Source organism: Cobetia sp. 1AS1, assembly GCF_029846435.1.
GTDB lineage: Bacteria > Pseudomonadota > Gammaproteobacteria > Pseudomonadales > Halomonadaceae > Cobetia > Cobetia amphilecti.
In genome coordinates this window covers 582,539-603,992 of the sequence record NZ_JARWKU010000001.1, presented here as the reverse complement: position 1 = coordinate 603,992, position 21,454 = coordinate 582,539, and the positions used below count along the sequence as shown (strand labels likewise).

General features: G+C 58.8%; 16 protein-coding genes. 10 read left to right on the top strand and 6 right to left on the bottom strand.

The annotated features are described in order from the left end of the window. Positions 1 to 88: 88 nt before the first annotated feature. From QD280_RS02565 to QD280_RS02555, 3 genes are all read right to left on the bottom strand, one after another. Positions 89 to 1,003 (bottom strand): LysR substrate-binding domain-containing protein, encoded by a 915-nt coding sequence (locus QD280_RS02565; RefSeq protein WP_192838010.1) that lies wholly within the window; start codon positions 1,001 to 1,003, stop codon positions 89 to 91. A 291-nt stretch (positions 1,004 to 1,294) separates the two neighbouring features. Beyond that, a complete protein-coding gene (locus QD280_RS02560; protein ID WP_215824260.1) occupies positions 1,295 to 2,542 on the bottom strand; it encodes a Xaa-Pro peptidase family protein in 1,248 nt (415 codons plus the stop codon). A gap of 82 nt (positions 2,543 to 2,624) precedes the next feature. Then, a complete protein-coding gene (locus tag QD280_RS02555) occupies positions 2,625 to 3,530 on the bottom strand; it encodes a phytanoyl-CoA dioxygenase family protein (protein ID WP_318527679.1) in 906 nt (301 codons plus the stop codon). Between the two features lie 56 nt (positions 3,531 to 3,586). Here QD280_RS02555 and QD280_RS02550 point away from each other — a divergent pair, with 56 nt between their 5' ends. From QD280_RS02550 to QD280_RS02530, 5 genes are all read left to right on the top strand, one after another. Continuing rightward, positions 3,587 to 4,546: a LysR substrate-binding domain-containing protein gene (locus tag QD280_RS02550; protein ID WP_279838204.1), complete on the top strand. Its 960-nt coding sequence runs from the start codon at positions 3,587 to 3,589 to the stop codon at positions 4,544 to 4,546. Between the two features lie 363 nt (positions 4,547 to 4,909). Continuing rightward, the gene (locus tag QD280_RS02545) at positions 4,910 to 6,520 is read left to right on the top strand and encodes a BCCT family transporter (protein ID WP_279838203.1); all 1,611 of its coding nucleotides are present in this window, start codon (positions 4,910 to 4,912) and stop codon (positions 6,518 to 6,520) included. Positions 6,521 to 6,834: 314 nt separating this feature from the next. After that, positions 6,835 to 8,457 (top strand): BCCT family transporter, encoded by a 1,623-nt coding sequence (locus tag QD280_RS02540; protein ID WP_279838202.1) that lies wholly within the window; start codon positions 6,835 to 6,837, stop codon positions 8,455 to 8,457. Between the two features lie 812 nt (positions 8,458 to 9,269). After that, a complete protein-coding gene (locus tag QD280_RS02535) occupies positions 9,270 to 10,973 on the top strand; it encodes a sodium:solute symporter family protein (RefSeq protein WP_279838201.1) in 1,704 nt (567 codons plus the stop codon). A 39-nt stretch (positions 10,974 to 11,012) separates the two neighbouring features. Beyond that, the gene (locus tag QD280_RS02530) at positions 11,013 to 11,141 is read left to right on the top strand and encodes a putative transporter small subunit (protein WP_233593508.1); all 129 of its coding nucleotides are present in this window, start codon (positions 11,013 to 11,015) and stop codon (positions 11,139 to 11,141) included. Positions 11,142 to 11,238: 97 nt separating this feature from the next. On the opposite strand, the gene iolB is transcribed toward QD280_RS02530, so the two are convergent. From iolB to QD280_RS02515, 3 genes are all read right to left on the bottom strand, one after another. Continuing rightward, entirely contained in the window at positions 11,239 to 12,042 is an 804-nt protein-coding gene (gene iolB / locus QD280_RS02525) for a 5-deoxy-glucuronate isomerase (RefSeq protein ID WP_192838006.1), read from the bottom strand. A 48-nt stretch (positions 12,043 to 12,090) separates the two neighbouring features. Further along, entirely contained in the window at positions 12,091 to 13,086 is a 996-nt protein-coding gene (gene iolG / locus QD280_RS02520) for an inositol 2-dehydrogenase (protein ID WP_215824256.1), read from the bottom strand. A gap of 125 nt (positions 13,087 to 13,211) precedes the next feature. After that, complete coding sequence (locus QD280_RS02515; RefSeq protein WP_279838200.1) at positions 13,212 to 14,099, bottom strand: MurR/RpiR family transcriptional regulator; 888 nt, start codon at positions 14,097 to 14,099, stop codon at positions 13,212 to 13,214. Between the two features lie 283 nt (positions 14,100 to 14,382). Here QD280_RS02515 and QD280_RS02510 point away from each other — a divergent pair, with 283 nt between their 5' ends. From QD280_RS02510 to iolD, 5 genes are all read left to right on the top strand, one after another. Further along, a complete protein-coding gene (locus tag QD280_RS02510; RefSeq protein ID WP_279838199.1) occupies positions 14,383 to 15,375 on the top strand; it encodes a sugar ABC transporter substrate-binding protein in 993 nt (330 codons plus the stop codon). Positions 15,376 to 15,454: 79 nt separating this feature from the next. Next, a complete protein-coding gene (locus QD280_RS02505) occupies positions 15,455 to 16,573 on the top strand; it encodes an ABC transporter permease (RefSeq protein WP_192838003.1) in 1,119 nt (372 codons plus the stop codon). Positions 16,574 to 16,683: 110 nt separating this feature from the next. Continuing rightward, entirely contained in the window at positions 16,684 to 17,466 is a 783-nt protein-coding gene (locus QD280_RS02500; RefSeq protein ID WP_192838264.1) for an ATP-binding cassette domain-containing protein, read from the top strand. Between the two features lie 116 nt (positions 17,467 to 17,582). Beyond that, the gene (gene iolC, locus QD280_RS02495) at positions 17,583 to 19,574 is read left to right on the top strand and encodes a 5-dehydro-2-deoxygluconokinase (RefSeq protein WP_279838198.1); all 1,992 of its coding nucleotides are present in this window, start codon (positions 17,583 to 17,585) and stop codon (positions 19,572 to 19,574) included. After that, positions 19,571 to 21,448: a 3D-(3,5/4)-trihydroxycyclohexane-1,2-dione acylhydrolase (decyclizing) gene (gene iolD / locus QD280_RS02490; protein ID WP_279838197.1), complete on the top strand. Its 1,878-nt coding sequence runs from the start codon at positions 19,571 to 19,573 to the stop codon at positions 21,446 to 21,448. Before iolC ends, iolD begins: the two co-directional genes overlap by 4 nt. The last annotated feature ends 6 nt before the right edge of the window (positions 21,449 to 21,454 follow it).

The window sequence follows — 21,454 nt, the reverse complement described above, 5'->3', positions numbered from 1 at the left end:
AGAGCCCAGAACTCAGAACTCAGAACCCGGAAACAAAAAACGCCACCCGAAGGTGGCGTTGTCACGTAACAGCTCTCGCTCTGGCGGATCAGGTGGGCACGCTGCGACTCTGTGCCTCCAGCCAGCCAAGGAGGGTCGCGACGCGCGGATCCCGCTCCAGCTCGCGATGACAGACAGCCCCCCATTCACCGCGCCCGGTCGTCACCTGCCCGGTCGGGTTGATGAGTCGACCGTTCGCCAGGTCATCGTCGGCAAAGGGCCCGTTGACCAGTGCGACGCCCTCCCCGCGCGCCGCCATCTCCAGGGCGACTGCCAGGGTGTCGACCACGATGCAATTCCGGGTGGGACAAGGGCCTAGCGACAATGCCTCGAAGTAACTCTCCCAATTCCAGCCCTCGGTGTAGACCCCGATCAACGGCAGCGTCTTCAAGGCATCCGCGGGAACCGGGTGTGCATCGTCGCCCAGCAGCTGGGGGCTGCATACCGGGAGGAGGCGTGACTCGAACAACGGCTGCCAGTGCAGGTGGTCCGCCAGCGGCGCATCGCGGAAGACGATACCGACATCGGCATTGGCCTCATCGAACTCCCAGCCGAGACTGCACGTCATCAGCTTGAGCTCGACTTCAGGATGCATGGCCTGGAAATGCGACAAGCGAGGTGCCAACCAGCGAATCGAGGTCGTCACATAGACCTGAATCGTCAGCGGCTGGGCATGCTGCATCTGGCGCAGAGACTCGGCGCCTTGCACCAGGCCCGCCAGCGCTTCACGCACTACCGGATAGAAACGCTCGCCAGCCGCCGTCAGCACCACATGACGGCCTTCACGGGCAAACAGTTTCACCTCCAGACTCTCTTCGAGACGCTGAATCTGGTTGGCGATGGCCGGATGCGTCAGGTTCAGCTCCTCGGCAGCCGCGCGGAGACTCAGCAGACGCGCAGCAGCTTCAAACCCTTTCAGCGAACTCAAGGGCGGCAGTTTCTGCAGTGGCAGAGGGGTTGGCATAGACGACACTCACGAAAGGCAAAAGGCGAGCAGGAAGCAACCGGTATCCCATGAACGATAGACGTTCTCGACACTCTCTCCCGTTCACGGCACACGGCTGCCATCTGGCCCTCTTTCGCCATGAGACAATGGCAAAGCGGGTGACCGTCGCTGACAGCCACCCGCACAATTGACCTCATGTTACCAAAGCCGCCATGCCGCGTAATGCCGATGCGCGTCGGCAAGCTACCCGTGGCCGGCTCAACCGGCCCGGCTCAACCAGCCTGACTCAACCAGCCTGACTCAGGCAGCCTAGCTCAGCAGGCGCTCGTCGAAGGGGTAGTCGGACAACAGCTCCACCTGACCATCGTCACGAATGTACAGCTGCTCTTCGAGCTTGACGCCTTCACCACCGGACTCATGCCCGATATAGCTCTCCACACACAGCGTCATCCCCGGCTTGAGGATGCCGTCGTAACCCTTGTCCTCGATATCCTCGCGATGAACGATGTAGGGATACTCGCCGTTCATCCCGACACCATGCGCCAGGGCAAAGTAACGACGCGCGCGGTAAGCGGGAGGGATTCGCCAGGCGCGTTCGGCGTATTCCTTGAAGCTGACCCCGGGCTTGAGATTTTCCATGTTGGTCTGGATCTGGTCATACGCCATGCGATAGAGCGATTTCTGCTCGGCGCTGGCCTCCCCGGAACCACACAGGAAGGTTCTCGAGAAATCCGCATAGTATCCGTAACGTCCCACCACATCGGTATCCAGTGCGACCAGTTCTCCTGCCTGGATGACACGGTCGGAACATTCCTGGAACCAGGGGTTCGTGCGCGGCCCGGAATTCATGAGGCGTGTCTCGATGAAATCGGCGTCTGTCTCGATGATGTGCTGGTGCAGCCGCGACCAGGCGTGATTCTCGGTGACGCCAGGACGGATGGAGGTCTCCAGTTTGCGCACCCCCTCCTCGACCGCTCTCAGGGAGGAGCGAATCATCTTTATCTCGTTGGGTACCTTGATGGCACGTGCCTGCTCAAGGGGCTCATGGGCATCCAACACCTGATAGCCACGCTGCTCGAGCATGAAAGCGGCTTCTGCAGTCGCGCTTTCGAGGGCGATCCGCTCACCTCCGCCACACTGGCGCACCAGGTCAATGATTTCATCCGCCCAGGCCCTGGTGACGTCTTGTGTATTCTTCTCATTGAAGTAATAGGAAATCGCCTTGGCCGGACGAATCTCGTCCACGGTCGGCAGATGGCTGGCCAGGTGTTCACACCCCGAGAACTCGAACAGCACGACCGGCCCTGCCGCGGGGACGAATACGTAGCGAGCGGGATTGCGTGAGCTGTATACCTGCATGTTGCGAGACCCGGTGGCATAGCGGACATGGGCCGGGTCGAACAGCACTGCCGCCGAGATATCACGACGGGCCAGTTCCTGGCGAACACGCGCGAGTCGGTCGCATTGGATCTGCGCAATCTCTTCCGAAGTCGGTTCGCAGTCTTCCAGTGCATGGGTCGGGGCCAGAATGCCCATCGCTGTCAGGTCCATTTTCATGTGAAGTGCCCTGTGGGAAAAGTTCGGTCAAGCGCCAAGGCGCGTACAAGGGGGAAGGCGTCACGGGAATGTCGCGCCCGTCTCAGTCGAGCAGACCATCGGCACGCTGGACGTGCTGAGCTTCCGCCAGAATGTGCTGCTCCGAGACTCGTCCATACAGCTGACGCGTACGTTCAAGCCGGCCGACCACTCCCGGCGTTTCGGAATACGCGAAGATCGCCGTCAACCGGGGGACCACACCCGACACCTGCGTGACACGGTGCAGACTGAACCGCCCCTTGAACAACTGCAGATCGCCCGGGTTGAGGCTCAGGGTCTTCACCGCTTCACGCGACTCTCCCCGGATCACTTCGCCTACGGCAGCGTAGTGCTCATCGTTGGGGGTGCGGATGCCGGGGCAATACTCGAACTGCCCCCCGCTCTCGGGCTGTTGCGTCATCATGGTGACGATGAATTCGTTGGTGTCGTAGTGCCAGGGTTGCTCGGTGCCATCTGGCAGCACGTTGAGCACGAGCCCGGCAAAGGGGTCGGCATACTCGTACACCCGCTCACGACCAAGACAGGCCGACACCAGTTGCTTCATGGCCTGCGAGACGTACAGCCGCTGCATCAGGCTATCGGCAGGGATCATGTCACGCGTCACGAAGCCACTGGTGCGCGTCATGAACAAGCGACGCGGGTCCTGTTGGGGCAAGCGGTCGTCATCGGCCGTGAAATAGGCATTCACCTCGCGGGTGTTGTAGAACGCGGTCTCGGCGAGACGGGCCGTTTCCGCTTGCATCTGCGCAAGGCGCTCCGGACGCAGAAATCCTCTCAATACGGCGCAACCCTCACGTTCGAGATCTTCACGCGCCTTGGCGATCGTGGCCTCAAGCGCTGGAGATCGGGGGTCATGCAGGGGGTAACGCTCGGTATCGACCAACGCGGAGAGATCGACGGTCTCGGCATCGGCCAATTGCGGGGGCATCGCGGAAGTCAGGTCAGTCACGGAGGTATCCTCACGTCGTGGGGCTGGGGGACAAGACAGCTCGTGGGTCAGGCACTATGCTGGCCAGAATCCATGCATTTGAGAAACGAGTCATTCCAATGAAATCCATCGGCAAACCCGATACATCAAGCACAGACGCCCCTCGCCCGCTGCCATCGCTGGATACGGATCTCCTGCTGGCATTCGTGACGGTGGCCGACAGCGGGAGCTTCACTCAGGCGTCGCGGCATCTGCATCGCACGCAGTCCACTGTCAGTCTGCGCATCAGCACCCTCGAGGAGCGTCTTGGCTATCGACTGCTGATGCGAACCAGCCGTCATATGGAATTGACCAATGCCGGTCGAACGTTTCTGCGTTACGCACGACGCATCCTGCAACTGCAACGCGAAGCCGTGGCCGCCCTCAGCGAAAACGACCACCCGATCACGTTGCGCCTCGGCTTACCGGAGGATTACGCCACCACCTGGTTGCCACAGCTGCTGGCACATCTCGGCGAGCGCTACCCCCAGATCCGTCCGCACATCCACTGCCGGATGTCCACGGAACTGCTGGAACAGCTCGATGCCGGCCAGCTGGATCTGGTCATCGCGGTCAGCCACAACCAACAACGCCAGGGGGAACTGCTGTCTCGCGAGCCTGTCGTGTGGGCGGCGCATCAACGCTTTGTGCTGGACCCCTCCGCTCCGCTGCCGTTGGCACTGTTCCCCGAACAATGCATCTATCGCGAGAGGGCATTGTCCGCCCTGACCCAGGCAGAACGCAGTTGGCGTATCGATTCCACCAGTCAGAGCCCCAGTGGCTTGAGAGTCATCGTCAATCAGGGCCATGCCATCACGGTGGCAGATCGACGCTCGTTGCCTGAGGACTGGTGCGAGCTGGGCACCGAAGCAGGGCTTCCGGCGCTACCCACTGCCGAAATTGAACTCCATCGTTCCCCCAGCCTGACGCATCCAATCTTCGACACTTGCGCAGAGATGATTCGCGAATTGTTGCGAGAGAAACCTCAAGTGCGATGAGTCCTCATCAGGATCACTGGTCTTGCTGCTTATACGGGCGTTTTTACTATCTCCATTACGACCCCTGACATTCTGCCTGCGACAGGATGGAAGATTTTCCGATCTGCCCTGCAATACGCTGCACGGCAGTTCGCTGCATGTCACAGGGAGCCCGGAAAGCTGACGTCATTCCGCCTCCTCCTCGAGCACTGACGTTGCAAGATCAGATGATCGTCCCTACATGATCAGACGCTCATTCCCCCCCCTTACCGATGAGGCCCCTGATCGGCGCAGACAAGACGTCAAGCGCCACCCCGAGATGATCGGTAACACCTGACAACAAGATGATCGGCTACACCCGACAACAAGATCGAGGAGTATCAAATGTTCGGAGCATCCGTGCGCCCACTGGTCTTCTGGCCACCTTTCATTCTGCTGTTCGCCTCCGTATTGGCGAGCTTGATCGATCTCGACAGCTTTCTGGCTGTCACCACCAATCTCAACAACCAGGTACTGAGCAAGTTCGGCTGGTTGTTTTCCATCACGGCGCTCAGCATGGTGGTGGCCTGCCTGATAGCCTATCTTTCGCCGCTGGGCCGCACCCGTATCGGCGGCGAGAACGCGACGCGACTGTTGTCCCCATGGCGTTGGTTCTCCATCACGTTATGCACCACGTTGGCCGTGGGCATCATGTTCTGGTCGACCGCAGAGCCGCTTTATCATCTGCACTCGCCGCCCACCTCGCTGGACATTGCCGCCAATAGCCCGGAAGCCGCGCGGTTCGCGCTCTCGACCATGTTCCTGCACTGGTCGTTCACGCCCTATGCGATCTACACCGTTCCTGCGCTGATCTTTGCCCTGATGCATTACAACCTCGGCAAGCCCTTCTCGCTCGGGGCCCTGTTCGTGCCGCTGCTGGGAGATCGACTGATCGGTCGCAAGGGACGTGCGCTCGATGCACTTGCGCTCTTCGCCCTGGTCTGTGGCATGGCGTCATCCCTCGGCACAGGGGCCATGACACTGGCAGGCGGCATCGACCGCTTCCTCGGCACTGGCTCGGGCCCGCTGATGCTGGGCATCGTCACCCTCGCGATCGTGCTGTGTTTCACCGCTTCGGCGGCCAGTGGTCTGCAAAAAGGCATCGCACGCCTGTCCGCCATCAACGCCAAGGCCTTCTTCGCCTTTCTCATCTTCGTGTTTGCCTTCGGTCCGACGCTGACCATCCTGGGCTACGGCACGGAAGCGGCTGGCGAGTATTTCACCAACTTCATGAGCAAGAATCTGTTCACCGGGGCCTTCGACAATGACCCCTGGCCACAGAGCTGGACCATCTTCTACTGGGCCAACTGGATGGCATGGGCACCGATTTCGGCCCTGTTCCTGGGCAAGATCTCACGGGGGTATACCGTGCGACAGTTCATGCTGATCAACATGGTGGCGCCCTCGCTCTTCTCGATCATCTATGTCGCGGTGTTCAGCAGCACGACATTGAAGCTCGACATGGATACCGCCGGGGCACTCAACACCATCCTCAGCGAGGCCGGGGCTGGCTCGGTGATCTACGCACTGTTCGATGAGTTACCGATGAGCTCTCTGGTGGGGGGGATCTTCCTGGTCATCGCCTTCCTGTCCTTCGTGACAGCGGCCGACTCCAATACCGACGCCATCAGCCAACTCTGCAGCTCGGATAGCCAGGAGGCTCTGGCAGGCAATGAAAGCGAAGACCGCAGCAAGGGCCGCCTGATGATGAAGATCATCTGGGGCTCGACCATCGGTGCCGTCGCCTGGATCATGACCTCCTTCGTCGGCATCGATGGCATCAAGATGCTCTCCAACCTCGGCGGGGTACCAGCGCTCTTCATCGTGATCGGTGCCACGGCGTCTCTGATACGTCTGGTCTCGATCGGCACCGCCAAGATCGGCCTCGAGCACACGCCGTCACGCAGTTATTCGGCGGAAGCCCATCAGCGCTGGCAATCTTCCCAGTCCAGCTGAGCCAACTCGAGATGGCGTGATACTCAAGTCCTCTAGGAGAAACCACGACACCCCCGCGCCGAGAGGCGACGGGGGTGTCGTGGTTTTCTCTTGAGTGTCATGGCCCGCACTGTGTCGTGGGCCATGCAGCCTGCGTGACGGCTCGAGGGCGTTAGCCACTGACGCAATTTCCGGACGGAACTTTCTGGAAATCCCGCCAGCGCATTACATGAACGCGCGCGTATATACGCCGTTGATGAGCGAATCTCAACGCTGACAAAACAGAATTTTATGGGTTAGGATCCGCACCCTCATAAAAAATTATAGGAGTACGCATGTTTGGTTCATCCGTCCGCCCACTCGTCTTCTGGCCGCCATTCATATTGCTGATGGTGGCCGTCGCCGCTAGCCTCATCAATCTTGAAGGCTTTCTCGCTACCACGACGGCGATGAACGATTGGGTGCTGAACAAGTTCGGCTGGCTGTTCTCGGTCACCTCACTTGCGATGGTCGTGACCTGCCTGGTGGCCTATCTCTCGCCACTTGGTCGCACGCGTATCGGGGGGGAAAGTGCTTCTCGCATCCTGTCGCCCTGGCGCTGGTTCTCCATCACGCTATGTACCACGCTGGCCGTCGGCATCATGTTCTGGTCGACCGCAGAACCGCTCTATCACCTGCATACTCCCCCCGGGTCGCTGGATCTGACGGCGAACTCTCCCGAGGCGGCGCGCTTTGCGCTCTCGACGATGTTCCTGCATTGGTCATTCACGCCCTATGCGATCTATACCGTCCCGGCATTGCTGTTCGCCCTCATGCATTACAACCTGGGCAAGCCGTTCTCGCTCGGCACGCTCTTCGTGCCGCTGTTGGGTGATCGCCTGATCGGACGCAAGGGCCGCGCGCTGGATGCACTGGCATTGTTCGCACTGGTCTGCGGCATGGCATCGTCATTGGGTACGGGCGCCATGACATTGGCCGGCGGCCTGGACCGCTTCCTGGGGACCGGCACTGGCCCGCTGATGCTGGCACTGGTGACTCTCGCCATCGTGGTCTGCTTTACCGCCTCCGCGGCCAGCGGTCTGCAGAAAGGCATTGCGCGTCTGTCCGCCATCAACGCCAAAGCCTTCTTCGTCTTCATGGCCTTCGTCTTCCTGTGCGGCCCGACCCAGACCATTCTTGGCTATGGCACCGAAGCTGCGGGTGAGTATTTCAACAACTTCATGCAAAAGAGCCTGTTCACCGGGGCCTTCGATGACGATCCGTGGCCGAAAAGCTGGAGTATCTTCTACTGGGCCAACTGGATGGCATGGGCACCGATTTCCGCCCTGTTCCTGGGCAAGATTTCCCGTGGCTATACCGTGCGCCAGTTCATGCTGATCAACCTGGTCGCGCCGGCACTGTTCTCGATCACCTACGTGAGCGTCTTCGCAAGCTCCACTATCCAGTTCGACATGCAAAGTGGCGGTGCGCTTTACCAACTGCTGAATGAGTCTGGTGCAGGCTCTGTCATCTATGCCCTGTTTGACGAACTGCCGATGAGCACCCTGGTCAGCGCCGTCTTCCTGATCATCGCCTTCCTGTCCTTCGTGACGGCGGCCGACTCCAACACCGAAGCGATCAGCCAGCTGTGCAGCACCGACAGCCAGGCCGCCATGGCCGGTGACAGTGATGAAAATACCAATGATCGCCTGCTCATGAAGATCATCTGGGGCTGCACCATCGGCGCCGTCGCCTGGATCATGACGGCCTTCGTGGGTATTGACGGCATCAAGATGCTCTCCAACCTCGGCGGTGTGCCGGCGCTGTTCATCGTGATTGCCGCCACGGCGTCCCTGCTGCGTCTGGTGTCGATCGGTACCGCCAAGATCGGTCTCGAGCACACGCCGTCACGTAGCTATTCTCCCGAAGCGCACCTGCGCTGGGAAAGCACTCGCAAGACGGCAGAAAGCTCTCGGTAAACCAAACCCTGCGCTGAGCATGCCCACTACGCCCTGTCTTCGGACAGGGCGTTTTACTGTGGGTAGGCCGCTTTGAAGACTCGCTCTCCCATGCGTCAACATCCTCTTCCACGCCGAGTCAGTCGTTGCCTGGGCCATTGAAGGAGTCTTTTCCTCAAGCATTGGACAAGTAATACGCATTACGTAATGACAACGATTTATTCCGTTTTCTGGCACCATTCAGAAAACTCAGCAAATAAACACAAGTCGTGCCGAGCAATATTATTTATATAATACGTCATGTCTTCCATGCTGCTCTGGCACGTGTCACGCAACTCAACATCGTCGCACCCGCTCGTCCAACCACCGTTGACGTGAATGAGAGGCAAGCTTTCCCCGCCAGGGTGTGGACATTGACATGCGCATAATTTATCGTTGCCAACGAATTTGATAACAAGAGAAAATAAAAACACCGTTTCGCCAAGCTTGGGGCTGACCAACAACTCGCATCAGCGCTCTTGCAAGGCTTGACCGATAACAAGGACGCGTATGCGATATCATTATTCCGATGAAGGCAGATGCATGCCACGCCGCCCTCCCCCAAGTTCCCGCCTGACCGGGAAGTGCCACCAACTCCGTCTTCATTGACCGAGATTGCCGATTATTGATGACGCGGCCCATGTGCTGCGCTGGATGCCATTTGCTTGAGCAAATGACGCAGAACTACGTCCACGGCTAAGAACCTTCCCCTCCTTACTCGTCGCTATCGACAACCGTTTGCCCTCGGGCAACTGCGTTGCGTAGCGCCCTGTTTCCCTACCGAGGGCCAGTTCTTGAACAACGAATCGCTATATCAATTCTCTACCCTGACTGTCGTACTGCTACTGCTTGCCTTCTATGGCGGCACCTACCTGATGACGCTGGGGATCCGCAAGAAAAATGAAGATGCCGATGCCTTCATGGTCTCCAACCATCGCGTTGGCTTCGGCATGGGCGCGGCAAGCATGACGGCTACCTGGATCTGGGCGGCCTCCTTCTATGCTGCCGCTACCTCCGGCTATACCTATGGTGTCTCAGGGCCGATCCACTATGGCCTGTGGGGTGCACTGATGATTCTGTTCATCTACCCCTTCGGTCGCCGCTTCCGCAAGCTGGCGCCCAATGCGCATACACTGGGCGAGCTGATCCATGCGCGCCACGGCTCCTCCAGTCAGCTGATTCTGGCGCTCTCCAACCTGCTGGGTAGCGTGATCAGCCTGATGGTCAACTTCACCGCCGCCGGGGCGCTCGTCTCCGTGCTCTCGCCGCTGTCCTTCCAGGCGGGCGTGATCATGGCGGGCGTGGGGGTGCTGTTCTATACCCTGTGGTCGGGCTTCCGCGCCTCGGTACTGACCGACTTCGCGCAACTGGTTGCCCTGATGGCGATCGCCATCGTGATCATTCCGGCGGTGTTCTTTGCGATGGGTGGCCCGACAGAGCTGGTCGCAGGCCTGGATAACCTGACGCCAGAGCAGGCCAATTTCTTTTCGACGGATGCCATCCTGAACCAGGGGGCGCCCTTCTTCGTCGCGGTACTGGCCTATGCGATCGGTAACCAGACCATTTCCCAGCGCCTGTTCGCCGTCAACGAAGACCACATCAAGCCGACCTTCCTCACCGCGACGCTGGGCTATGGCGCCATCGTCATCGGCCTGGGCATGATTGGCCTGATGGCACTGACACTCGGGGTAGAGCCGCTCAACGGCGACATGAACAACCTCATCCCGCAGATGGTGTCCGAGTATCTGCCGCCGTTCTTCATCGCGCTGTTCTTCATTCTGGTGATCGGCTCGCTGTCCTCCACCGCGGATTCCGACCTTTCCGCGCTGTCCGCCATCATCATGGCCGATGTCTATGGCAAGAATATCGCCCGCGGCAAGCCAGACCCGAAGCGCATGCTCTTCATCGGCCGCTTGACCATGATCATCGCCACGGTGCTGGGTATCGTCTTCGCCAGCTTCTCACTGGATATCCTGGTGATGCTGGTCTTCGTCGGGGCTCTGTGGGGCGCGATCGTCTTCCCGGTCATCGCCAGCTGCTTCTGGAACCGGGTGACCAACACCGCCTTCACCACGTCGGTCATCGTCGCGATGGTGATGTTCTGCCTGGCACGCTTTGAACTGGTGCCGCTGACGGGCATGAGCGGTCTGTTCTTCGAGCTGCTCGCCAGCATCGGCGGCGGCGTGATCATCGGTCTGATGGTATTCGGCTTCCTGGGGCGCATCCTTGGCATCCTTGCTGGAATCGCGGCCATGATCGCCATGCTGATCTTCGCGACTGACTTCCTGCGCGACTACACCGTCCTACTGGCATCGCTGACCGCTTACGGCACCAGCACCCTGGTGTGTGTGGTCATGAGCCTCGCCAGCCGCCAGGAACGCTTCGACTTCGACACCATCACCGCACGTGTCGGCAACTATGACGAAGCACTCGACTCAGGTGATCGTAATACGACAACACCGATCCAGACTCAGCCTGCTGCCTCCACCGGCGCATGATTCTGGATACGTCCGAGACAGAACAGGGAGACAACACACATGACATTGCTATTTGCCACCTACGTACTGGTATGGCCAGTGCTCACCCTGGCGGTATTGATCGTCATCTGCCGCGCGGTCGCACGTGATCGCCGCAGTGCACGGCAAGAAAACCGCGAGCTGGTATGAAGCTCCTGGCGTAATGTGACGCCATGAACGCAAAAGCCCGCCTCTGGAATGTCCAGAGGCGGGCTTTTTTACGACTTACCGAAGAATAGCCTGTCTATCACGCCTGCTCGACGATCCACTCATGCGCAGGATCATTCTTGAACTTCCACACCCGCTTGGGGCCGGCCATGACATTGAGGTAGTAGAGCTCGTAGCCGTGCGGGGCGGCGGCGGGATGATATCCCTCCGGCACCATCACACAGCAACCGTCCTCCACCGCCATGGTCTCATCCAGAGAGCGATCATCGGTATAGACGCGCTGGAACGCAAAGCCCTGTGACGGATTGAGCTTGTGATAATAGGTTTCCTCAAGGAAAGACTCCTCCGGGAGGTTGTCCGCACAATGCTTGTGCGGCGGGTAGCTGGACCAATTACCCGGCGGTGTATAGACCTCAACCACCAACAAACTATCAGCAGGCTCTGTCTGCGGAAGAATGTCCTGCACATGGCGCGTATTGGTCCCCTCGCCTCGTGTCGAACAGGCCACCTGCTCGGGGCGAATCAGGCGCGCGGCATGGTTGCCATGCCCCGGAGCACTACAAACTGCTATTTCAAGCTCTGTCAGGGCTTCTACCGAGTAGGCGACGCCATCTGGCAGGTACACCGAATAGGGAGGCAAGTGATCGAAAACACTCATGCGCTCGCCGATATTCTCGAAAGTCTGGTCACCGGTACGCACGGTCGCGCGCCCCGAGAGCAGCACGAGGCATTGCTCACGACTCTCGGTGTGGCGCTCGAAACGCTCACCTTGTTTCAAGCGATGCACGCGAAAGCCCACGTGTGTCCAGCCTGCAGATTCCGGGGTTACCTCGAGCAAGGTGCCATCTTCACTCGGGGCATGCGGTCTTACCAGAAGGCTCATTGGTCGACTCCTATCATGGCGATGGCAATTCAAATTACTAAGCAGGTCTCAGCGGATTTCACTGAGCAAGACTCGCCGACCTTCTCGGTAGGAAATCAGCGCGGCTTCTGCTAGTTCAAGTGCCGCCAGACCATCTTGCGCTCCTGCCAACGGCGCCCGATTTTCCTGCCAGGCTGCCACGAAGTCGGCGACTTCCTGTGCATAAGCGCGCGAGTAACGCTCGAGGAAGAACCACTGTGGACGCTCATCCACGACCCCCTCGGCACCTGTGAAACGCAACTGAGTATCCGTTTCGTTGCGCGCCTCCAACATCCCCTTGCTGCCAAACACTTCAATACGCTGATCGTAGCCATAGCAGGCCCGGCGAGAATTGCTGATATTGACCAACTTGCCCGACGCACTCTTCAGATTGATCAGGACACTGTCGAGATCACCTGCCTCACCAATAGCCGGGTCCACAAGACAGCTGCCACTTACTGTCACTTCCGTTACAGGCTCTCCGAGCAACCAGGCAGCCATATCCAGATCATGAATGCTCATGTCACGGAAGATACCGCCCGAGGCTGCAATATATTCAGCGGGGGGCGGCTCAGGGTCACGGCTGGTGATCGTGATCATTTCCAACTTGCCAATGCGTCCTGAGTCCATTGCGGTCTTCAGCGCGGAAAACTGGGGGTCGTGACGACGATTGAACCCCAGAGCGCAGGTGACCGGATACTCTTCCAATACCGCGAGACAATGGCGCGTACGCACTAGATCCAGGTCAATCGGCTTTTCACACAGTACGGCCTTGCCAGAACGAGCGGCGCGTTCCAGGAAGTCAGAATGCGTTGGTGTTGAAGACGCAATCAAGACACCGTCAATATCGTCAGAGCTGAAAACATCATCAGCACTTAGCACCGGCACGCCGTACTCGCTAGCCAGTGACTCGGCTGCTGCAGAAAAGGCGTCGCTAACCGAAGCCAGCTCGGCCGTCGGGTGGTCAGAGATAGCGCGAGCATGAACACGGCCGATGCGACCGGCACCTAACAGAGCGATTTTCATATAAGACTTCCTCTTCATGGCGTTTGTTGTTGAGCTTGTTGCAACTGCATTGCGAGAAGTCGCGGGGCTGGAAGGCAACACCTCCTGTGTTGACTTGCCAAGAGAACCCGCTGGTTATTGAAACATCAGTTTTCTATCTGCAATTTCTGACTATCTGTTGCCATATTGGCTTCATTGCGAACCCCCAGCCCGATTGCCAGCACTTGTGCCAGACATAACGTGGAGGTCAATCCTCTGAATCCCTGTACTTCCGCCTCATTGACGACCAATGCCACATCCGCTTGGCGAGTCAGAGGGCTCAACGAGGAATCCGTAATCAATATGATGGGGACCCCTCGCTCCCTGACCGACCTGACGGCGTTTTGTACCTCCTCGGCATAGGGGGCAAAGCTGGTCACCAATAGACAGTCCCGTTCAGACACTGCCTCGGCCTGCTCGCGATACATCGCCCCCATCCCATCCATGAGAAACGCACGCTTGGCCACGTGACGCAGCGAATAGGCCAGGTAACTTGAGACCACGAAGCTACGGCGAGCACCCAACAGATGAATGGCCTCCGCGGCCTGCATGAGGTCCAGCGCCCGCTCGATATCTTGCGTCGGCACGCGATGAGGCAACTGAGCCAAAGCTTGCAGATTGGCCTCGGCGAAATTCATCAGTAGCTCGTTGACGCTTGGGCTCGTCCCAGTGACCTCACGAGCCACACGAATGCGTTCGTTGTAATCGGGCTCTGCCTCAACCAAGCGTGAGCGGAACAGCTTCTGCATCTCCGAAAAGCCAGAGAATCCCAGCGCATTCGCAAAGCGGATCATGGTGGAGGGTGTCACCCCAGCTTTGTCAGCCAGTGCGGCTACCGTGCCGAATGCCACTTCCTGGGGATGATCCAGAAGAAAGCGAGCACTCTGCTGCAAGCGCTTGGAGAGCTCGGGATATTGCTCGCCTATATGCGCCTCTAGGGCTTCAAAAGTCTGCAGCTGACGCGCGGCGCGCTGCAAGGAATTGGGATCTGGCATAAATACTCCTCGCTGTGCCTACCTGACTGGGCGCTGAGATCTTGGCGATCCCCCGGTAGGCGATAGGGAGGAGTCTAGGCGCATGGAATGAAAATTCCAAGATCAAAATAAAATGAATATTCCGGTTGCATTCCATCTGAGTGGAATCTACATTCCAACTACCGGTCGCGATGGAATACGCCATGTTCCAGACCACCGGGCACTCGCATACTGGAAGAGAGCAGCGCCAGTCCGCTCTTCCTCACTGACAAAGACAATAACCAAAGAACGTCAGGAGCCAACCATGTACAAAGTCGAGCCTCTCGCCACCTCTCCGAACTCTCACAGAAGGATGCCACGCCTGCGTCGTGCGATAGCCAGTCTCACGACAGCCTTGTTAGCAGTCTCTGTGGCCAATGCCGCCTGGGCAGCCGACACCGAGCGCTACGTCATGATCACGCATGGCCAGAACTCCGACCCCTTCTGGTCAGTCGTCAAGCGCGGCGCTGACGATGCAGCTGAAGAACTTGGCGTCGAAGTCGAGTACCGCGCACCTTCTACCTTTGACATGGCAAAGATGGCGCAACTGCTGGATGCTGCAGTAGCTTCAAAGCCAGATGGCCTTATCATTTCCCTGACCGACGCTGATGCACTGGGCAAAGGCATCAAGAATGCTGTGGATCAGCAGATCCCGGTCATCACCATCAATTCTGGTGGCGATAAGTCCAAGGAGGTCGGCGCACAACTTCACATTGGTCAGAGTGAATATGAAGCAGGGCGAGGTGCGGCAGAACGCATGGTAGAGAGCGGCGCCAAACACGGACTCTGCATCAATCAGGAGCAAGGCAACGTAGGGCTAGATGCACGGTGCGCGGGCTTCATCAAGGGGTTCGACGGTAGCGCCAGTGAACTAGCCACCAGCACCGATCCCACCGAAATCAAAAACTCTCTCGTTGCCTACCTCAATCAGCACAGCGAAGTGGATGCCATCCTCGCCTTGGGGCCTCTCGGTTCCGAGCCAATGCTCAAGGCAATGCAAGAAGCTGGCGCTACTCAAAAATTCCAGCTCGGCACCTTCGATCTCTCCCCCGACATACTCGCCGCCATTCAGTCGGGTGAAATGAACTTTGCCATTGATCAACAACAGTACCTGCAGGGCTATCTGCCGGTGGTCTTCATGCATCAGTACCACATACACGGTCTGATGCCGGCTGGCGATGTCGCCACAGGCCCCGGATTTGTCACCGCCGAGAATGCAGGTCAGGTCATCGAGCTTTCAGAGCAAGGCATTCGCTAAGCGAAAAGCTCAATTTGGCAAAACTTTCATTTCCATGACATGGCGTCCTCCCCCTATGAGGACGCCCGGAGAGAGCATCATGACTGATCACACTATCAGTGCCGTTCCGGCCGCTGATGACGAACGGCTTCGCCGCGTCCACCCTCTCAAGGCCGCACTGAAACGTCCCGAATTTGGCGCCATTGCCGGCACCATCCTGGTATTTGCCTTCTTCTCTGTCGCCGCTTCGGGGACCGGCATGTTCAGCCTGGCGGGCATCCTCAACTTCCTGGAAGTCTCTGCGCAGCTAGGCATTCTCGCCATCGCGGCATCGCTCCTGATGATCGGTGGTGAATTCGACCTTTCCCTAGGCTCAATGATCGGCTTTGCCGGCATCTTGATTGCCATCCCTGCCGTGCAATACGGCTGGCCCCTCTGGCTGGCCATTACTTTCGCCTTTGCTTGCGCCGTCCTGATTGGCTGGATTAACGGCTATCTGGTGATGCGCACAGGTCTGCCCTCCTTCATCGTCACACTGGGCTTTCTGTTCATCCTGCGCGGCCTGGCCATCGGCCTGACCCGCTTGACGACTGGACGCACCCAAGTCAGCGGTCTGCAAGAGATTGCCGATCATGACTGGTTGGCACCGTTTTTCTCCGGCGAGGTATTTACTGGCCTCTTCAGCTGGATGGCAGCCCAAGGCTGGATTGCCACCAACTTCGCGGGAAATCCAAGTGTCACTGGTGTCCCGGTCTCTATCGTCTGGTGGATTGTACTGGCCGCTGCCGCGACCTGGCTGCTGCTTTACACCCGCTTCGGCAACTGGATATTCGCCTGCGGCGGTGATGTGAATGCTGCACGCAACGTCGGCGTCCCTGTAATGAAGGTCAAGATCCTGCTGTTCATCTTTACCGCTGTCGCCGCCACCATCTTTGCCTGCCTGCAAGTCATGGATACCGGTTCAGCCGACACGACTCGCGGTCTGCTCAAGGAACTGGAAGCCATCATCGCCGTCGTGATCGGCGGAGCTCTGCTGACAGGCGGCTATGGCTCTGCCGTGGGTGCCGTATTCGGTGCGCTTATCTTCGGCACGGTACAGATGGGCATCTTCTACACCGGCGTTAACACTGACTGGTTCAAGGTCTTCCTCGGCGCCATGCTCCTGATCGCAGTACTGTTCAACAATTACGTGCGCAAGAAAGCTCTGGAGGCTAAGTAATGACTACTAACGCCAACCTGCAACAGACGCCGGAACAGACTACGACCGCCGCCGATCGCGCCAGAGGTGATACTCCGAAAGCCGCTGACACCCGCACTCCTCTTATCGAGATGCAGGCTGTCGACAAGCACTTCGGCAACGTAGTCGCCCTTTCCAATATTTCATTGAAAGTCTACGCAGGCGAGGTCATGTGCCTGCTCGGCGATAACGGCGCCGGCAAGTCGACCCTCATCAAGACGTTATCAGGAGTGCATGCCCCGACTCACGGTGAACTGCTGCTGGAGGGGAATCCTGCCAATTTCACGTCCCCCGGCCAGGCACTCGATGCCGGCATCGCAACGGTCTTCCAGGACCTCGCAATGATTCCCTTGATGTCGATCACCCGTAATTTCTTCATGGGCCGTGAGCCCACCAAGGGGTTCGGTCCTTTCAAATATGTGGACTGGGAGTTTGCAGATCGGGTGGCACGTGAAGAGATGGCCAAGATCGGGATCGATGTGCGTGACCCGTCTCAACCAGTCGGCACGCTGTCAGGCGGCGAACGCCAGTGTGTCGCAATCGCACGCGCTGTCTACTTCGGTGCCAAGGTGCTCATTCTGGATGAGCCAACGTCAGCACTAGGTGTCAAGCAGGCATCGAAGGTACTGCGCTATATCGCTCAGGCGCGCAACCGAGGGCTCGGCGTCATCTTCATCACGCATAACGTCCATCACGCCTACCCCATCGGTGATGCCTTTACTCTGCTCAAGCGCGGCACCTCATTAGGAAGCTGGCGCAAAGAGGACATCACTCGTGAGGAAGTGCTCAACATGATGGCCGGTGGCGAGGAAATGGCCAGCCTGGATGCAGAGTTGGCAGAGTTCCAACGGACGGATTCCGCCTCTGTTGCCTGACTGCTAGCAGGCGTACACGTAGATCATCAATAAGCACTACGGGGCTCCCCCGATACCTCGATCTACATCGATTATTGTCAATGCCGGGTAACACCGGCCCATTAAGGGATATGCCCATGACGCGCCACTCTCCTCACTCACCGGATCTGGATGTCATTTGCCTCGGCCGCGTCGCCGTTGACCTCTACGCTGAACAGATCGGTGCGCGTCTCGAGGACGCCACCAGCTTCAAGAAATACCTGGGCGGGAGCTCCGGCAATATGGCGTATGGTACGGCACGCCTTGGACTCAAATCCTCGATGCTAGCTCGAGTTGGCAACGAGCAGATGGGGGAGTTTCTGCGCGAAGAGCTCACCTCGGCCGGTTGTGATGTCAGCCACTTAATCCGCGATCCTGAACGCCTGACGGGCCTGGTGCTCCTCGGCATCAAGGACAAAGACCAGTTCCCCCTACTCTTTGTTCGTAACGACTGTGCTGACATGGCCATTGATGAAGATGATGTCGATCCAGCATTTATCTCCCGGGCACGTGCCTTGGCCATCACCGGCACTCATCTCTCTACACCGCGTACGCAGCGCGCTGCTCGCAAGGCACTGGATGCTGCACGAAACGCTGGTGTAAAGCGTGTCTTGGACATCGACTACCGGCCAGTGCTCTGGGGGCTGACCAGCATTGGCGACGGCGAGACTCGGTTCGTCGCGGATGAAAGCGTAAGCCAGCACATGGCACGTTGGCTTGGCGACTTTGACCTGATCGTCGGCACGGAAGAAGAGTTTCACATTGCCGGCAACAGTACTGACACGCTAGAAGCGCTGCGTGAAGTTCGCCGTCATAGCGAGGCAGTGCTCGTGTGCAAGATAGGGGCGCGTGGCTGCGTCATCTTCGAAGAAGAGATCCCGCAACAACTGGAAGACGGCATTCTGGTCGAGGGCGTCAAGGTCGAGGTCATGAATGTACTCGGTGCCGGCGATGCTTTCATGAGCGGTTTCCTGCGTGGCTACCTGCGCGATGAAGGTTGGGAAACTTGCGGCCATTACGCCAACGCGTGCGGCGCCTTGGTGGTGTCCCGTCACGGGTGTGCACCAGCCATGCCCACAGAGGCGGAACTGTTCGATTATCTGAGCCGCCGCGAGTCCGTGCCTCGCCCGGATCTTGATGATCATCTAACCCACCTGCATCGCGTCACCACTCGTCGTGTAGCGCACTGGGACAGCGTGCTGGGACTGGCATTCGACCATCGCCGCCAATTCCTGGACATGGCACGCGATGTCGAAGGTAACCCCGAGCGTCTGCCTCGCTTGAAGCAGTTACTGGTACAAGCCACCCGCACAGCAGCACAGCAAGCCGGCATCGCACGGCCGGCGATCCTCTGTGATGATGTCTTGGGCCAGGATGCACTCAATGACACCGCTGAACTGGAATGGTGGGTCGGCCGCCCGGTCGAGCTCCCCAGCTCACGCCCACTTCGCTTCCAGCATGGCGATGACATCGGTAGCCAGCTGAGACGCTGGCCGCGCCATCACATCGTGAAGTGCCTGGTGTTCTACCACCCCGATGACGAAGCCACACTGCGCCTTGACCAGGAAGCCCGCTTGCGCCAGCTGTATGACGCCTGCTGCATTTCTGGACATGAACTGCTGATTGAAGTGATTCCGCCACGTCAGGCAGACGCCCCCACCTGCGACGAGACCACCATTCCGCGCAGTCTGGAGCGTCTCTACAACCTCGGCATTCGTCCTGATTGGTGGAAGCTTCCGGCTCTTTCAGCCCAAGGCTGGGAAAAGGTGAGCCAAATCATCAGTACACGTGATAGCTGGTGTCACGGTGTCGTACTTCTGGGACTGGATGCCCCCATCGAAGACGTAAAGCGTGGTTTCGAGCAAGCAGCACGCTTCCCGATCTGCAAAGGGTTCACCGTCGGCCGTACACTGTTCACCGCCCCTAGCCAAGCTTGGCTTTCGGGCACTATCGATGACGCGACCCTGACCCGACAGGCCGCTGACAACTATCTCGAATTGATTACCCATTGGCAGAAACTGCGTGATGCCTATTGCAACGCAGAGGATGCCAGTTCTGCCACCACGCTCGCAGAAGGAGTCCTGCAATGAGCTCTGTTTCTCACTCAGCGGCAGCGCCGGGTACCGTGCGCCTGACAGTCGCTCAGGCATTGGTGCGATACCTGAGTGCGCAATATATCGAGCAAAACGGACAGGAAGTCCCCTTGTTCGGTGGCTGCTTTGCCATCTTCGGCCACGGCAATGTGGCAGGCCTTGGCGAGGCCTTGCACGCCGCAAGTGATGCGTTCCCCACCTATCGTGCTCATAACGAACAAGGCATGGCCAATGCTGCCATCGCCTATGCCAAGGCGAACAACCGTCGCCGAATCATGGCGTGTACCTCGTCCATCGGACCTGGTGCCACCAACATGGTGACCTCTGCCGGGCTTGCCCATGTCAACCGATTACCGGTGCTGTTCTTGCCAGGCGACACCTTCGCCAGCCGCGCACCAGACCCGGTGCTTCAACAGGTCGAACATTTCAACGACCCCGGCCTGAGCGTCAATGATTGCTTCCGGCCTGTTTCGCGCTTCTTTGATCGCATCACACGGCCGGAACAGTTGCTGACCAGCCTTCCCCAAGCATTGGCGACGCTGTTGGATCCCGTGGACTGTGGCCCTGCCACCCTGTGTCTGCCACAGGACGTCCAGACGCTGGCATACGACTGGCCTACCGATTTCTTCGACCGCCAGCTCCATCGTATCCGCCGTGCTCCTGTCGCCCAGGAAGAGCTTGTGATGGCGTTAGACACGCTCCGCTCAGCCAAGCGCCCACTTTTGATTGCAGGCGGTGGCGTGCACTACAGCGAGGCGTGCGATGCTCTATCCACCTTTGCCGAGCAGCACGGTATCCCCGTGGTCGAAACACAGGCAGGCAAAGGTGCCCTGCCTTGGAGCCACGCTCGCAATATGGGCGCGATTGGGGTGACGGGCGCGGCCAGCGCCAATCAGCTGGCACGTGAAGCAGATGTCATTCTGGCCATCGGTTCACGACTCCAAGACTTTACCAGCGGCTCTCGCACGCTCTTTGAAGCCGCCGATCAAACACTCATCAGCCTCAATGTCGGTCGCTTCGATGCCGTCAAGCATGGCGCACAGCAGCTGCAGTGCGACGCACTGCGCGGAATAGAAGCTTTAACGACGGGGCTAGCCGACTGGGCTGCACCAGACAGCTGGGTGCAACGCCAATCTGGACTCAAGCAGGAATGGAAAGCGGTCAGGGAAAGCGTGATGGCTGACCAGGCACTCTCGCTGCCAACCGATGCTCAGGTACTTGGTGCCGTAAATCGTCAAGCGACAGAAGACACCACCGTGGTCTGTGCCGCCGGCGGCTTGCCAGGTGAGCTTCACAAGCTATGGGCAGCCACTGTCCCCGGCAGTTATCACGTGGAATATGGCTTCTCATGCATGGGCTATGAACTGGCCGGCGGGATGGGCGTCAAGATGGCTCACCCATCGCGTGATGTGACCGTCGTAGTGGGAGACGGTAGTTACCTGATGCTGAACTCCGAGCTGGCCACCTCAGTGATGCTGGGCCACAAATTGACCGTCGTCGTGCTCGATAACCGAGGCTACGGCTGCATCAATCGCCTACAACACGCGACTGGCGGTGCCGGTTTCAACAATCTGCTCAAGGACTGTCGCACCGTTCCGGAAGGCGCTCCCAAGGTGGATTTTGCGGCACACGCTCGTGCGCTGGGCTGTCAGGCCGAACAGGTCACAGGGATTGGCGAACTGGAAGCCGCCCTCGAGCGTGCCCGGGCCTCAGAGACAACCTACGTCATCGCGCTAGACACTGATCCGTTGCCCTCCACCCAGGAAGGCGGGCACTGGTGGGAGGTCGCCATTCCCGAGGTCAGCGAACGTACTGAGGTCCGTGACGCCTACCAGGGCTATGTGACGCAAAAACAGCAACAAGCTCACTAAGACATT